At 56.3% G+C, this 14323-nt stretch carries 14 protein-coding genes and 3 pseudogenes; 7 read left to right on the forward strand and 10 right to left on the reverse strand.

The genetic code is table 11. The features are described 5' to 3' along the window. Window positions 1-1958: 1958 nt before the first annotated feature. From ACIQJ2_RS00005 to istB, 3 genes and pseudogenes are all read left to right on the forward strand, one after another. Window positions 1959-3050, forward strand: coding sequence for a PAS domain S-box protein (locus tag ACIQJ2_RS00005; RefSeq protein WP_400666790.1), 1092 nt, complete (start codon window positions 1959-1961; stop codon window positions 3048-3050). Between the two features lie 308 nt (window positions 3051-3358). Beyond that, complete coding sequence (istA, locus tag ACIQJ2_RS00010; protein ID WP_400746391.1) at window positions 3359-4834, forward strand: IS21 family transposase; 1476 nt, start codon at window positions 3359-3361, stop codon at window positions 4832-4834. Beyond that, window positions 4831-5712 (forward strand): annotated as a pseudogene (istB, locus tag ACIQJ2_RS00015) (IS21-like element helper ATPase IstB); the annotation flags it as partial. The gene istA and the pseudogene istB, both read left to right, overlap by 4 nt. Here istB and ACIQJ2_RS00020 read toward each other — a convergent pair. After that, window positions 5696-5968, reverse strand: a pseudogene (locus ACIQJ2_RS00020) (IS110 family transposase); the annotation flags it as partial. The pseudogenes istB and ACIQJ2_RS00020 sit on opposite strands and share 17 nt — an antisense overlap. 115 nt (window positions 5969-6083) lie before the next feature. Then, window positions 6084-6560, reverse strand: coding sequence for an Hsp20 family protein (locus tag ACIQJ2_RS00025; RefSeq protein ID WP_400666787.1), 477 nt, complete (start codon window positions 6558-6560; stop codon window positions 6084-6086). 273 nt (window positions 6561-6833) lie between these two features. Between ACIQJ2_RS00025 and ACIQJ2_RS00030 the strand changes: the two genes are divergently transcribed. After that, the gene (locus ACIQJ2_RS00030) at window positions 6834-7217 is read left to right on the forward strand and encodes a hypothetical protein (RefSeq protein WP_400666785.1); all 384 of its coding nucleotides are present in this window, start codon (window positions 6834-6836) and stop codon (window positions 7215-7217) included. A gap of 120 nt (window positions 7218-7337) precedes the next feature. Here ACIQJ2_RS00030 and ACIQJ2_RS00035 read toward each other — a convergent pair whose 3' ends face one another. Continuing rightward, window positions 7338-8777, reverse strand: coding sequence for an amidase (locus ACIQJ2_RS00035; protein ID WP_400666782.1), 1440 nt, complete (start codon window positions 8775-8777; stop codon window positions 7338-7340). A 178-nt stretch (window positions 8778-8955) separates the two neighbouring features. On the opposite strand from ACIQJ2_RS00035, the gene gcvA reads away from it, so the two are divergent. Then, on the forward strand, window positions 8956-9831 hold the full coding sequence (gene gcvA, locus ACIQJ2_RS00040; RefSeq protein WP_400666780.1) for a transcriptional regulator GcvA: 876 nt from the start codon (window positions 8956-8958) through the stop codon (window positions 9829-9831). Between the two features lie 31 nt (window positions 9832-9862). Here gcvA and ACIQJ2_RS00045 read toward each other — a convergent pair. The 3 genes and pseudogenes from ACIQJ2_RS00045 to ACIQJ2_RS00055 form a co-directional block, all read right to left on the reverse strand. Next, window positions 9863-10054: pseudogene (locus tag ACIQJ2_RS00045) on the reverse strand (DUF3363 domain-containing protein); the annotation flags it as partial. A 194-nt stretch (window positions 10055-10248) separates the two neighbouring features. Continuing rightward, complete coding sequence (locus ACIQJ2_RS00050; RefSeq protein WP_400666778.1) at window positions 10249-10653, reverse strand: type II toxin-antitoxin system VapC family toxin; 405 nt, start codon at window positions 10651-10653, stop codon at window positions 10249-10251. Beyond that, window positions 10653-10898 (reverse strand): type II toxin-antitoxin system VapB family antitoxin, encoded by a 246-nt coding sequence (locus ACIQJ2_RS00055; protein WP_400666776.1) that lies wholly within the window; start codon window positions 10896-10898, stop codon window positions 10653-10655. Before ACIQJ2_RS00055 ends, ACIQJ2_RS00050 begins: the two co-directional genes overlap by 1 nt. A gap of 205 nt (window positions 10899-11103) precedes the next feature. On the opposite strand from ACIQJ2_RS00055, the gene ACIQJ2_RS00060 reads away from it, so the two are divergent. After that, entirely contained in the window at window positions 11104-11244 is a 141-nt protein-coding gene (locus ACIQJ2_RS00060) for a hypothetical protein (protein WP_400666867.1), read from the forward strand. A gap of 255 nt (window positions 11245-11499) precedes the next feature. On the opposite strand, the gene ACIQJ2_RS00065 is transcribed toward ACIQJ2_RS00060, so the two are convergent. The 3 genes from ACIQJ2_RS00065 to ACIQJ2_RS00075 are packed head-to-tail and all read right to left on the reverse strand — an operon-like array spanning window position 11500 to window position 12532. Continuing rightward, window positions 11500-11751 carry a hypothetical protein gene (locus ACIQJ2_RS00065; protein ID WP_400666774.1) on the reverse strand — a complete coding sequence of 84 codons (252 nt, stop codon included), beginning with the start codon at window positions 11749-11751 and terminating at the stop codon, window positions 11500-11502. 50 nt (window positions 11752-11801) lie between these two features. Next, entirely contained in the window at window positions 11802-12212 is a 411-nt protein-coding gene (locus ACIQJ2_RS00070) for an SRPBCC domain-containing protein (protein WP_400666772.1), read from the reverse strand. Further along, a complete protein-coding gene (locus ACIQJ2_RS00075; RefSeq protein WP_400666771.1) occupies window positions 12209-12532 on the reverse strand; it encodes an ArsR/SmtB family transcription factor in 324 nt (107 codons plus the stop codon). Before ACIQJ2_RS00075 ends, ACIQJ2_RS00070 begins: the two co-directional genes overlap by 4 nt. A 156-nt stretch (window positions 12533-12688) precedes the next feature. Between ACIQJ2_RS00075 and ACIQJ2_RS00080 the strand changes: the two genes are divergently transcribed. Continuing rightward, a complete protein-coding gene (locus tag ACIQJ2_RS00080) occupies window positions 12689-12967 on the forward strand; it encodes a hypothetical protein (RefSeq protein WP_400666769.1) in 279 nt (92 codons plus the stop codon). A 208-nt stretch (window positions 12968-13175) separates the two neighbouring features. Here ACIQJ2_RS00080 and ACIQJ2_RS00085 read toward each other — a convergent pair whose 3' ends face one another. Continuing rightward, window positions 13176-13712, reverse strand: a complete 537-nt coding sequence (locus ACIQJ2_RS00085) for an AAA family ATPase (protein WP_400666767.1) — start codon at window positions 13710-13712, stop codon at window positions 13176-13178. Window positions 13713-14323: the final 611 nt, after the last annotated feature.

A 14323-nucleotide genomic window follows, 5' to 3' on the forward strand; every position in this document is an offset into this window, starting at 1 on the left:
ACCATCATCAGAAAGTCCATGACATGATCGCGCTTTATCGCGACAACGCGCCAACTGCAGCGGCATGGTGCGCTTTTGAAGCCTGGTGCGAAGGTGACGAGAAAGTCTATCAATTCTGGTCACGCATTTTCCATCGGATGCGTAACTAGAAAGACGCCAAGGACATAGGGGCGCCGTCCCCCGTAATCTCAAGGACATTACGCAAGTTTGCTGTGGCGGCCTCGTAGCCGAGCGCATTTCACGAACACAAATCTATCATTGCGCAGTTATCGCTCAACGAAACGATGGCTTGAAAGCGAGGATGGAAAACATCGGCCGTTTAGTGGAATTGGCGGAACATCGACTGGTTTGATCTGTTAACCATTGGCCTTGGAGTAACCAAGGTAAACCACAGGAGGAAGCAATGGCTACCCATCCATCGAATGAGCATCATCATACGGCGGCAGGCCATCATGCTGCAGCAGCTCACCATCATTACGAAGCTGCGCACGCGCATACAAGTGGCAAGCATGACGAGGCTAAGCGGCATTCCGAAACCGCGCACGAGCACGCAGAGCGCGCTCACAAGTCTTCCAGCGAAGCTCACAAGCTATCCACGAAATAAGTGCTGAATCAGCGGTAACAATCCGGAGGTGCCTTCAATCGAGTGGAGGCACCGCCTTGTCAATTGTCCATGTTTAGCAGAAAAAACGGTATTTTCTCACGCCCCGATGCGATGAGACCGGCCGACGGTCGGATAGCGAATAATCGCTTTGAACGTTCTGCCACCAGTTTGTGCGCGTTGTTAATCGATTGCAATTTTGACTCGCAATTACAAGAACTGCGTGCACCCCAACAAACGCGAACACATAAACTAATTGCTTGTGGAGTTGCGTACTATCTCGGTGGACACCGCAATTACCCACTGGACGCCATTTAACAATGCCCGGCAAAATTCGAGCCGACCCGGCATTTACTATTCTGGGTGGCGCCGCCGTGCCACCCCGGAACCATTCGAAGCTGCGCGCGTTTAGACTGGGCGAGTCAACGATCCCTTCCGGTTAGCTCGCTCCCATAACTTTGGCCCGGTGCTAAACCGGGCTTTTTTGAAAGCACTTTGGAAGGGAGGCATCAGGGCAGGATCAGCTGACGCCGGTTCCAAACAAAAGGGCTTTCGAGGAAGCGGCTTATTCCCCGCTTGCTGAGATTCTGATCATGCAACGCCCTTTTCCATGGTGACGCCACAAATCTCGCCATTGAAGCAGCTTAATTGCAGCGAGGGCGGGAGAAGGGCAGACCCACCCGGGTTCAGCTGGTTGCAAGGGTGACCGAAATTACCTAGTCTCCACAATTTACGACCTTTTCGCAAGGCTGGCCGCTGCTCGACTGATATAGCGCCAGACGGCTCCGGCCCGCGATGACTTTGGCGCGCTAACCACCTTTGCTCAGTTGTTTGGCAATTGCCTTCTTATAAGCGACGAAGCCCACCCTCGTCGTCGCATAGACGGGAGGGACGGGCGATGGCTCGTAAGCCTGGATAGAAGCGGTTATAGAGCGGATGAATACGAGGGCAATCTGACGCAGCGGCCCACGCAATCCATTGCAGCGCATAGTGGCTGAACTTCATCCGGCTCATCAAAGTCGCCTGTTCGATGGCTTCTCTTTAGTTTCGCCATATTGCTCTGTCGGCCACAGATTCAAGATATCTCCAGAGTTAATCCACCGCTGCCTGCCGCATAAAATTGCTTCCTCAACATTATTCAAGAGCGAAAAAAGCTGGTGCTTATTGATGCAACTCCGGCTGGCGAGCAGCAGACAACTTCCCTAGCGCACTTAGGTATATTTGTCTTTGGCATGGCATGTTTTGCGCCGAAGCGCGTAGGCAACGCCAGACGCCTATGATATTGTTCATTTATTTGGTCCCATCCTCTAATAGGGCATCTGTCGTTAGACGTAAGCGACCTCTGGGGAGTAAGCACATGCGCAAAGAGGAAACATCGGCAAATAACCGCTGCGAAAGATCGCCCGAATCGCAGGCCAGCGTCATCAACGGATCATTCCATCAAAGCGAATCATCCGCCCAAACGTTGCTCGCCGCGATAGTCGAGAACTCCGATGACGCAATCATCAGCAAGTCCATCAATGGCATTATTACGAGTTGGAATCAGGGCGCTGAACGTCTTTTCGGTTACACACCCGAGGAGGCGATCGGCCAGCACATCGCGCTGATTATACCTAAGGACCGCCTGCACGAAGAGGAAACGATCATTTCAAACATTCGGCAGGGACGAAAAATCGAACATTATGAGACGGTTCGCCAACATAAAAATGGTACTTTTTTGGACATTTCGCTGACAGTTTCTCCAATACGCGATGGGAACGGAGTCATCGTCGGGGCATCGAAAATCGCAAGAGACATTTCCGAGCGCAAGCGGGACGCCGAGCGCCAGGCCTTGCTACTGCGGGAAATGAATCATCGAATAAAGAACATCTTCGCTGTTGTGAGTGCATTGATCGGACTAGGTGAGCGGAATGCGAGTTCGATCAAGGAGCTCGCCATCGACCTTAGGGCCCGCATGACCGCACTGGCCATCGCCCATGAATTGACTCTGCCCGCGATCGGCGCCTCCAGCCTTCAGTGTGAAGACACAACGATGTTTGCACTTGTGCGGGCGCTATTTGCCGCTCACCGAGATAACGGCGTCGAGCGCGTGACGATATGCGGTGACGATTTCCTCGTGCAAGGACCATCCTTGACGTCGCTTGCGCTGCTTCTTCATGAATTTGCGACCAACGCGACCAAATACGGCGCGCTATCCTCCGCGCACGGCCGCGTTGAGATCGATGTGCGCTGTGATGAGGCACTTAAGCTGTGTTGGAAGGAGATTGGTGGCCCCACTGTCACGCCGAACGAGACTAAGGGCTTCGGCGCGCAGCTTGAGCGGGCGACGATCAGTTCGCTTGGAGGATCCGTGGAGCGAGAGTGGAACCCAGCGGGATTGATAATCAGGCTCACCATACCTTTAAATGCATTCGGCGTACCGACTTCGACTTCGACTTCGACTTCATAGGAAACGAACGGTATCTGGAGAGAGCAAAGCTAGACAGGTAAGCCGTTTTCCACAGAGAGATAAAAAATCTCCATAGTCAACGCCAATCTGGCCACTGGGTGCGTAGCGGCAATCTAAGTGAGATTCCGCGTCAATCAGGATGAGACCCGCGCCGGGGTGTGACGGAGTGAGGGCGTAGCCCGATCGTAGTCATACCCCGGCGCGGCGCAGATTTTCGGCGTCTCATGATCGCGGTCGGTCCGATACATTTGCGGTTTTCTGGATTGGAGAACCAGTTTGTGCCGGGTCGCCATGTAACCGATCATCAGATGAGACTCTTCATGAAGTACCGACAAACGCATTCCGTAGAGATCGCCGCGGCAAAAGCGTCGATCAGCCGAGCCACGGCATACCGCCTCGACAAGGAGGTACAACTGCCATCTCAGAGCAAAGCGCCGCGCGGACGCCGCCGCCCTGATCCCTTAGAGCCGATATTCGAGACCGAAGTCGTCCCGCTCCTGAAGGCGGCACCCGGTATCCGTGCCGTCGCTGTCTACAACGAGATGCTACGCCGACATCCAGAACTCTCTGAAGGTATCCGCCGCACGCTTGAACGACGCATCCGGTCGTGGCGTGCTGTCCATGGCGAAACGCAGGAGGTCATCTTCCGCCAAACGCACGAGCCAGGCCGACTGGGCCTTTCGGATTTTACCGACGCCGGCGGTCTTGGTGTGACCATCGCCGGCCAGCCGCTTGATCACCTGTTCTATCACTTCCGGCTTGTCTGGTCGGGCTTCGAACACGCTCATGTCATTCTCGGCGGCGAAAGCTTTGTCGCGCTGGCTGAAGGGCTTCAAAATGCCCTGTGGTCCCTGGGCGGTACGCCGCTCTATCATCGGAGCGACAGCATGTCGGCGGCATTCCGCAACCTCGACGCCGATGCCAAGGTCGATCTCACCCACCGATACGATCAGCTTTGCTCCCATTATCGAATGACCCCGACGCGCAACAACAAAGGCGTCGCGCATGAGAACGGCTCGATCGAAAGCTCCCATGGCCATCTCAAGAACGCTGTTCATGATGCCCTTCTGATGCGGGGGACCAAGGAATTCGACGACCTGAGTTCTTACCGCGCCTTTGTCGACGAGATCGTCAGCCGTCGCAACGCTGCCCATGGCAAGCGCATTGATGCAGAACGATCTCATCTGCAGGCGCTGCCCGAGCGCCGGACCACGGACTTCGAAGAGATTGTCGTCACGGTGTCCCGGACGGGCGGCTTCACCTTGCGCAAGGTCTTCTACACCGTGCCATCCCGCCTGATCGGCCACAGGTTACGAGTTCGCCTGTTCGACGATCGGCTGGATGTCTTTGTCGGGGGTACGCATCTGATGACGTTGCGCCGAGGACGCGGCCATCCCGACGGGCGACACGACCAGGTCGTCAACTACCACCACGTCATCCATTCCCTGCGCAAAAAGCCGATGGCGCTCCGCGGCCTCGTTTATCGTGACAAGCTCTTCCCGCGTCAGGAATATCGCAAGGCCTTCGAAGCCCTGACCGAACATCTTCCCGATAAACAGGCTTGCAAGATCACCGTCGAACTCCTGGCGCTGGCGCATGACCGTGGTTGCGAACGCGAACTTGCCGAAGAATTGGCCAGGATACTCGATGCTGGTGACTTACCCAATCTAGCTGCCATGCGAGCGCTCTTCGGTCCGGACCCAGCCAAGCTGCCGACCGTTCATGTGCAACTCGCATCGCTCAACGGTTATGAGGCCCTGATCGGGACGGGAGAAGCCGCATGAAGAACGCCCACGTGATCGACGAAGCAAGGCTCGCCATCATGCTCAACGAACTTCGGCTGCCGACAATCAAAACTCTATGGCCACAATTTGCCGAGCAGGCGGACCGGGAAGGATGGCCGGCAGCTCGCTTTCTGTCGGCTATTGCCGAGCACGAGCTGGCAGAGCGTGCCAATCGCAGGATTGAACGGCATCTCGCCGAAGCGCACCTGCCGCCCGGAAAGACTTTGGACAGCTTCGCCTTTGACGCTGTACCCATGATCTCGAAGGCGCAGGTCATGGCAATTACCGCCGGCGACAGTTGGCTTGCCAAGGGAGCTAACATCCTCATGTTCGGTCCGCCCGGCGGAGGAAAGAGCCATCTTGCTGCGGCCATCGGCCTTGCGCTGATCGAGAACGGATGGCGGGTCCTGTTCACCCGGACCACTGATCTTGTGCAGAAGCTTCAGGTCGCCCGAAGGGAACTGCAGCTTGAGTCTGCCATCGACAAACTCAATAAGTACGACTTGCTCATCCTCGATGACCTCGCCTACGTCACCAAGGACCAGGCGGAAACGAGCGTGCTCTTCGAGCTGATCTCGGCACGATACGAGCACCGGTCGATCCTGATCACCGCCAACCAGCCGTTCGGAGAGTGGAACCGGGTCTTTCCCGATCCTGCCATGACGCTCGCAGCAGTCGATCGGCTCGTACATCACGCCACGATCTTCGAGATGAACGTCGAGAGTTACCGCCGCAGAACCGCGATCGAGGAAAAACGCCAACGGGGCCGACCGGCTTCCTTCGCGACAATCAGAACCTCAGTGCCATCTGTCGCGGAGCGGCAATCAGAAAACGACGAAGAACTTGTCAGCGGCAATCAGCGTTGCGGGTGGCTTCCACTACCGCATGGCTATTCTCCCGATACCGCTCCAGGAACGAACCGAGCGACTGACGGTCATTCTTCACGCGCCCGGATCGTAACGTCTTGCCGGAAGTGTCCTGCACGACGAGGTGGCTGTAGCTTTTGTGGTAATCCACGCCGATGTGATAATCATAAGGTGCAGTCACGCTTTGCTCTCCTTCACTGAGTTCGCGAAAACCCAGGCAAGGTAAGCCAAACGGCGCAAGGCGTGACTGCCCCAAGAGCATCTGCATCTCAGAAATCCGTTCTCTCAATGCTGGGTGCGGTCTCTTTCATGCCACCTCCTTCCCAACCCAAGATGTCGATGGGTGCCGTGATCACGGCGCCCCGGTTATGCGGACAACATGCTTAAGCCGCCTTTTGCGCTTCGATCTGCGTCGAATCGACGGGCGATGCGAGAGCCGTGTCCGTCTGGATCTCGATCTTCCGCGGCTTCAGTGCCTCGGGGATTTCCCGCACCAGATCAATCGGCAGAAGACCGTTCCTCAGATCGGCTCCGTTCACCCGGACATGATCGGCAAGCTCGAACCGGTGTTCGAATGGCCGGCCGGCAATGCCGCGATGCAGGTAACCTTCATTGGCTGCCTCCTGCTTCTTGCCAGTCACGATCAGAAGGTTGGACTGAAAGGTGACGTCGAGGTCTCCTTGCGCGAAGCCCGCCACAGCGACAGAGATCCGGTAGCTGTCATCGCCGGTCTTGACAATATCATAGGGCGGCCAGTCGTTGACCGAGCGGGCGCGCTGGGCGTTTTCCAGAAGATTGAAGACCCGGTCGAAACCGATGCTCGAGCGGAACAGCGGTGCGTAGTCATAAGATGGTGCCATTGCCATATCCTCCTTGAAGCAACATGGGTATGCGCGAGCGTCGTGAAAGAGATTGCCGTGCCAGAGGGATAACGGGCAACCCATCCTCTATCGGAGCGCTGACGACAACGGTCGCCAGATTGTTCAACAAGGGCGTTCGAGATCGCGACAGGCTCCTGGCAGAGGCGATAAGACTGATCGAGATCCCGTTAGTTCAGGATTATCGCATTGCGGGCCTTACCGAACCGCGGAACATGAACCCAGGTACCATCGATTTATCTATGGAGCCAGAAGATGAGAGCGGACATCAACAACAGTAAAAGCCCGAACGGCGTCGTGGCAGCACTGAGCGCCGGACATTTGCTTCATCCGGCCGAACATTTTGGTCATCCCCGTGACGTGCTTGCTGCCGACGACATCGGCGATGACGAAAAACATGCGACTCCTGCATCGTGGGCATCGGATATCTTCGCCATCGAGTCCATTCCGGCCCTTCGTCTTTATCCCGCTACGGATAAGGCCGTCTCCTATAACGAGATCATCGAAGCGCTGAAGACGTTGGACAAGCACGATCGTCAATCTGGAGAGCAAGAATCGTCCCGTTCTTTCGACATCCACAGGGCCTGTAGCCGCAGATCACAAGCACGCCGGATTGGCGGCTTGGGCCTGTGCAGCTAGTGGAAAGGAAAACACCGGCGCCAGCCATTTGAGATGTAGACTGCCACGAACTGCCGCGTGCGTCTTATTGGACGTGTGCATGATTTTTACCGACGAGCGCCACGACCTGTTCGAGCGTGCTCATCGCGCCAATCCCGGTATATGAGAAGCTGTCCGACTCCCGTCGAATCCCGGGTGGCGGCGATGCCAGTCCGTTACGCGTTGAAACGCCGAGCCGAGACTGAAAAGTGAGGCTTCATCGAATGAAGCTGCGATCAGTTGTAGCCCGATCGGCATCCCATGCGTCGAGAACCCTCCAGGAAATGCAAGTGTTGGATGCCCGCTCATGTCAAAAGGGCACGTGTATCGTTGCAGCTTCGCGATCAGTTCTGGCTGTTCGCCCAGCGTCGCGATTGTACTTATTGTGAGGGGTGCGAAGGGCTGGGAGGGTGTCAGTATAGCATCAACGGACGAGAACAATGCTTCGACCTGCCCGCGAAACATCGATCGGCGGAGCAATATCCGGTGGTACTCCATACCGGAAACGACCATCCCGCGTTCAATGACCGACGATAAAATGGGACCATACTGCTCCTTATGAAGCGGGTAGGTCGATTGATGTGCAACGGCGGCCTCGACCGCACAGTTCGGCGTCCAATCGGCCACAATCTGTCGAACATCGGGAAATGACAGTTCAACAATCTCCACGCCTAGATCGGAGAAAACCGAGTAGGCTTCGCTCAATGCCGTCTGTATCTCGGGATCGACATCTTCGTTATTCCAACGTCGGTCGATACCGATGCGCTTGCCCCGCACAGCGATCATCGTATCGGCTATGTAATCACCAACCGGATGAAGGCTTGTCGAGGGATCATGATTATCATGCCCGGCGATTACATTGAGGATAGCCGCGACATCGGTCACGCTTCGAGCGATTGGACCAATATGATCCAGCGAAGGCGCGAGATCGAACGTTCCATAGCGACTGACGCGACCCCAAGTTGGTTTGAGGCCAGTTACGCCATTGGCAGCCGAAGGCCAGCGAATGGACCCGCCGGTATCAGAGGCAATCGATCCGAAACATAGGCCCGCTGCGACTGCGACAGCCGAGCCGCTAGAGGAAATGCCCGTCCAATAATCATTGTTCCAGGGGTTGCGCACCGGAGGTATTGAAGGATGGTAGTCAGAATACGCCCCCTCGGTAAGCTGAGTTTTGCCGATTAGCACTGCGCCCGCTTCTTTCAGCTTTCGGACTACAGTCGCATCGCGTGTTGGAACAAAATTTTTATGAATCACGGTCCCAGCCGCAGTAGGGACGCCCTCGACCCAGCAGAGGTCCTTCACAGCGATGGGAACGCCGTGGAGCGGCCCTCGATGTATTCCTTCCGCGATCTCCCGATCTGCCGCTTCCGCTTGGCGGATTGCGCTGTCGCCAAAGAGGCGCGCATACGAATTCAATCCGCCGTCTATCCGTTGAATGCGCGCCAGAAGCCCTTCAGTGACCTCCGCAGAAGTAAGCGCCCGCCGGGCGATAAGCCCGTTAACATCGATCAGATCACGGAATTCCACCTCAAAAGACATTCGCCTCGGGCCCTTTTTGCCAAGCGCGCGATAATTAGCGCGTTCGTATGATTTAGAAAATATCAGCACCCTCGCAGCCCACACTGCGTTGACGCCGTATGAAAACAAAGATTAATCTGCCGTCATCTTGCTATACAAACCAAAATAGCTAAATCTTTAGAGTTAGATTTTCTAATCGATGAATCATCGCCTCCCACCTCTCAATGCGCTCAAGGCGTTCGAGGCCGCTGCCCGTCACCTGTCGGTCAAGTTGGCCGCAGAGGAGTTATGCGTCACGCCGGGAGCCGTTAGTCAGATGCTCAAGGTTCTGGAGGAGAATCTGGGGGTAAGACTCTTTGATCGGGTGACGCGGGGAATCTATTTGACCGACGCAGGTCGCGATTACCTGCCTTCCATACGCAATGCGTTTCGTCAGATCGCGGACGCGTCCGAGCGGATAACGGCCCAGATCGAGTCCGGTCTGCTCACCGTTAGCGCCACACCCTTCTTCGCATCCGCCTGGTTAGTCCCGCGATTAGCATCCTTTCGTGAGGCGCAGCCTGACATCGATCTCAAGATTGTCACGAGCAATGCACTCGTGGATTTTTCTCGCTCGGACGTGGATGTTGCGATCCGGCACGGCATGGGTCGCTATCCTGGTCTCCGCAGCGATCGCATCGTGACCGTCGAGATGATCGCAGTCGCGGCGCCCGCTCTGGTGGAGAAATTGGGTGCTCCAACTCGCCCTTCTGACCTTGCACGCTGGCCGCAGGTTCACGATGCCGAACGAAAGGGTTGGAACATGTGGTTTGAGGCTCACAACATATCCGAGCGAATAGCAGTGCGCGGCCCCTCCTTTGATGACAGCGGACTTTTGCTCAAGGCGGTCCTTGCCGGTCAAGGCGCCGGGCTTTTGCCCGCAGCCCTTGTCGAAGACGAACTGACGAATGAGCGATTGATCCAGTTGCTTCCGGCTACGAACATGGAAGAGTTCGCTTACTATCTTGTCTGTCCGGATAACAAACAGCAAATACCGAAGATTGCAGCCTTCCGCGATTGGATATTGAGCGCGTAAGGCGAAGCATGAACTTTCTTTGCATTAACCCCAATCCACACTGCCGCGCCAAATGCCACGTCACCGATCCACCCTGAACGACGCCGCTGACCTCGCTGCCGAGCTGGTGGTCGATGACCGGCCGCCACGGGACAAGGGTGAACTCATGGCTCTGCTCGACCATGGCGAACTTGCCGCTCGATAGCTGGATGATCTCGGTGAACTTGCTGCCGACCGTCGCGCCGCCGCCTATGACAGAGGATTGAGGGGAAGACCACCAGGAATGCACATCCGGCTCTCATTCAAACGGGATTCGCGGCTGACAAAGCGACCGAGCAGGCGGCGTTCCGACGGTCGTACGGTCTGGTTCCGATCGCGGTCCTGAGCGTCTCAAGGATAGGAAGGCCGCTCGTCCGACGCTCAGCCCCGCGGCGCTCGTTACGGAATTGTGGTTAGATCGGTTTGCCGGAACTCGTCGGCCGTCGCCAGGATAGGCACGTCGAAATATTTCGCGCATGCGTAATGCAGGCAATCGCCGAGATTGAGGCCGGAGCGGCCGGAGCGATACCGGTGTGCCGCGGACAGGGCGAGCCTGGTGGTCTCGGATGCGGGCGGCAAATTCCGAACCTCGATCCCGCGCTCGTCGAGGAATTCGGCGACGATCGGCTCCACGTCGGAAACCGCGAGGGCATACTTGTCGGCGCGCGCGAGACCGAGAACGGCCTCGAGCACGGCAACCGGCGAAGTAAAGGTATTCTTCCCTGAAGCAATCGCATCCGAGACGCGGCTTGCTTCCGGCTCATCGGACAGCACGGCGATAATCGCACACGCGTCGATGAACATCACTCCGATTCCCACATCTTGTCGAAAGTCTCACGCGGAAGCGGTTTTTTCGCTGCCTTCTGCAAGGTGACGCCATGCTTTTCACGCAGACGCGCAGCCGTCTGCAGCGGGCTCTCCACAACGTGGCGGCGTTCGATCGCCTCCTTCATCGCGATGACGATCGCATCGGTGATGCTGACACCAGCAATATGGGCGAACCGGCGCGTCAGCGCGTCTGCCTCCGGGTTGTTGACATTGATCGGCATGGACCCTCCATGTAGATAACTTCCGCCAGTAATGTAGATACTCTCGTCTACGTTGGCAAGATCGGTAATCCGGGAGGGACCGGCCGCAACGCCATTCTCAGCGTCGAGCGCGGGCGCGCGATCCGGCATCGCGATAGAAACGGCCAAGGCCCGACGCCGCCTCATTGTCATCGTCCGCGTCGACCGGGCGTAGGTCGATCCCAGCATGGCTACCATCGGTGATCACCGAGAGGAGGACGTCATTGCCGAGCTCAGGCGGTCGGTCACGCGTCTCGATTTCCACCAGGCACCGGGCCCGGCCGGCTCTCATATTCGGCGGATGCCGCTCAAGGCAGCCTCGGTGTAGGAAATAGAGGCTGCTTCCTAGACCTTGGTGTCACCAGCTGCCGTTCCTCCAGCGATAGGCATTCCACGATACGACGGCTCACCCAGCCGGCAACCCGTCTTGCGCCGGCGATCGAGAAGACTCTGTCGCAATAGACTCTAAAAATGAGGCTGTTAAGTGGGGCATCCGAATACTCCTCGGCGGCTGGACGAGATGTCGCGGCGCGCCCCCTGAAGAGCTCGCCCCGACGTAGGTTCGGTTGCTGTCTTGCCTTCGCTAAATCCCTCTGAGGTTGGTCACTTTCCTGCGCTGACGCGTCGCGCTGCGCCACTTGGCGGTATAAGGCAGCGCGAACATGTATAGGCCGCTGAACAGCATCAAGAAAAGCGGGATCAGTGGCGAATAGACTACCCACATGGGGCGGTCACTCTCATTCATTCCCAAGATAGCGAAATTAGCGATGACGGTCACGGTAAAGACGATGGAAAGCCATCGGTGACCCTGCCGGATCCAAACGTTTATGTTCAATGGAACCTCCTTATAGTGCACCCCAGCGGAGCGCGTGATTGTGGGCTGGTTCATTCTTCCGTTGACAGGACCTTTTCAAGGGCATCGAAGAATTTCGGCCATCCACCCTTGGCACCCTGATAAGCCTGTTCCTGATCCGGACGGAAGCCCGACTGCTCCATACGCAGCTTGGTCCCCGTGCTCGTCGGAATGAGAGTCCAAGTGACGACACTCTCAAGACCATACGCCGCCCATGTGTAGGAGAGCATCTTGTTCTGCTCGACTGCCTTTACCTGGCAGTCAACAGTGCCCCAATCTGCGCTAAGATTGAACCGGTGATCCGCAACAGGCCTGAAGTCATTCTTCATGAGCCATTCCTCTATCAGATGTGGTTGCGTCAGAGCGCGCCAGATTTTTTCCGCCGGATAAGAGATCTCACGTTCGATGACGACAGAGCGTGTTTGGGTCGATGCTTCGGTCATTGGTCCATCCTTTTGAGTAGGTTTTCGAGAACGTCGAATCGGTCGTGCCAGAATCCAGTCATCTGGCTCGTCCAGTCGATGAGCGGAGCCAAGGCACCGAGTTGAGCGCTGTAGTGCGTCTGGCGACCTTCCTGCCGGTCGCGCACCAGTCCCGCCCGCTTCAACACTCCGAGGTGCTTTGAAACAGCAGGTTGGGAGATTCCGGCCTGGGCTGTCAGGGCCCCGACGGTCTGCTCCCCTTCCCGGCACATGCACTCGAACAGAGCCCGCCTGGTCGGATCGGCGAGCGTTTTGAAAAGCGTATCCTGGGCCGTCGACATCAGACGTATAACTCTTTGGCTATGGGTTTGACTAATAACCACGTAGCTATGCGTTAGTCAAGCAAGGCAGTGCTGGAAGATCTCAAATCCCGCTATCGTCGTGATTTGGAACGGCACGACGCTCGATGCAGCATCACGAGAAGCGGAAAGAGCGCAATGTTTCTGGATCAGAACCGCTCCCTACTTCAAGAACGACTGAAGATGTCATTTCCGCAGGTGGGGGAAATATCTTATATGACCAAGCAGAAACTCATTATGTTTATTTCTTTTATCCAGCCAGTTGCATTCGGTAGCTGGTTGCTTCGCATTCCCGATGTTCAAGCAAAACTTAGGCGCGGACCGGCCGAGCTAGCGTTCGCACTGCTTGGCATGCCAACCGGCACTCTGCTCACTTTACCGGTTGCCGGCCGCCTGGTCGCTCGCATAGGCAGGTGAGCAGCCATTCTATACGGCTTCATTGTTTTCTTGGGGCTGGTATGGATGCCAAGTTGGGCAATGACGATCGAGACCCTTTCTGGCATTGGTATTTGTCGGCGCGTTGCTTGCGGTATTGGAGTTGGGCCTAAAAGTCGCTGCAGACGCAATCGAGACGGCTTCTGGCCGAATGTTAATGAGTACTTCGCCATTGCGCCACTTGAGTCTGTTACGGCGCCAATAGAAAACTTTCGCACTCGACGGCCTCGATCACCATATCAAGTGTCTCCGCGCGTGATTGTCCATCCGTAGATAGGACGTGATGCTCAAGTTGTTCCAGCGACGAAAATTGTTGATGGAGCGCGGTAATAGGTATCGGGTCTGTCAAAGTGTTGCCACCACGCGCCTGACAACGAAGAATAGCCAAATCCAACGGTGGCCGCAGTACAACATAATGGAGGGGCGTGGTGACCGCTTTGAATGGATGCAGGAACCAGGGGCCAATTATGCCGTCCACGACGACAAAAAAACCGCCTCGGGCATACCTTTCGGCAACATTCGCGAGTACCCCCATGACTACAGCGTTCTGATCATGGGCTTCCGGCAGATATGGGGGAATGGCGCCGTTCTTAATAAAGTGCCAAAAATCATCCGAATGAAGATGAACCTTGCGCGACCCGCCTTCTCGGGCAAGGGCCAGTGCTGTAGTAGTTTTTCCAGAGCCGGGTGGACCCGTAAGAATGAGTATTTCGCCTGCGTGATTCATCAACTTCTTTCTATGAGTGACGCGAGACTCCCGCAAACCGGTGACGAGCTAAGATGTGCCGATCAGCGATTGCAAGGCAGGGCGCGATAGAGCGATTCCTGGCCGAGATTCTTGTTCATCACGCCGCACTTAATGAGTTCATTGGTCATTTTGTCTCCATCGAACTTCCCCACCATGCGTTCTTCTACACTCCTTGCTTCCACCCCGGAGGCGGCCCACGTAAGCACCGCTCGAGCCGCTACGCTTTGGCGAAGAACCCCTCGTACTTTGCGCGGATTTCAAGCAGTTCTCCACCGTTTGGGAGAGTATCGTTCAGGCAAAGAACGATCTCCTTGGTTTGGTGGCCCCTCGTTCCGCCTTACCGGGCCGTGGATATCGCGGATCTAATTAAGAATGGCGAAGTCCTTCATGACGACGCCATCATCGACGAGGCGGATGCCGTCGGCGACGAAGATGCTGTCGTGGAAGACGCGGCAGTCAACGAGACCATCCTTGATGGAGATGACGGCTTAAGCGGAGCGGCACGATCTTTGCGGTCAAGTGCGCGACAAAATCCGCAACGTGGGTCGCAATATAGCCTCTTTATCCATATTGTCCTGGAGCCACAAACT

Origin of the sequence: Rhizobium sp. NPDC092011, assembly GCF_044756305.1 — a bacterium.
Classification (GTDB): Bacteria; Pseudomonadota; Alphaproteobacteria; order Rhizobiales; family Rhizobiaceae; genus Rhizobium.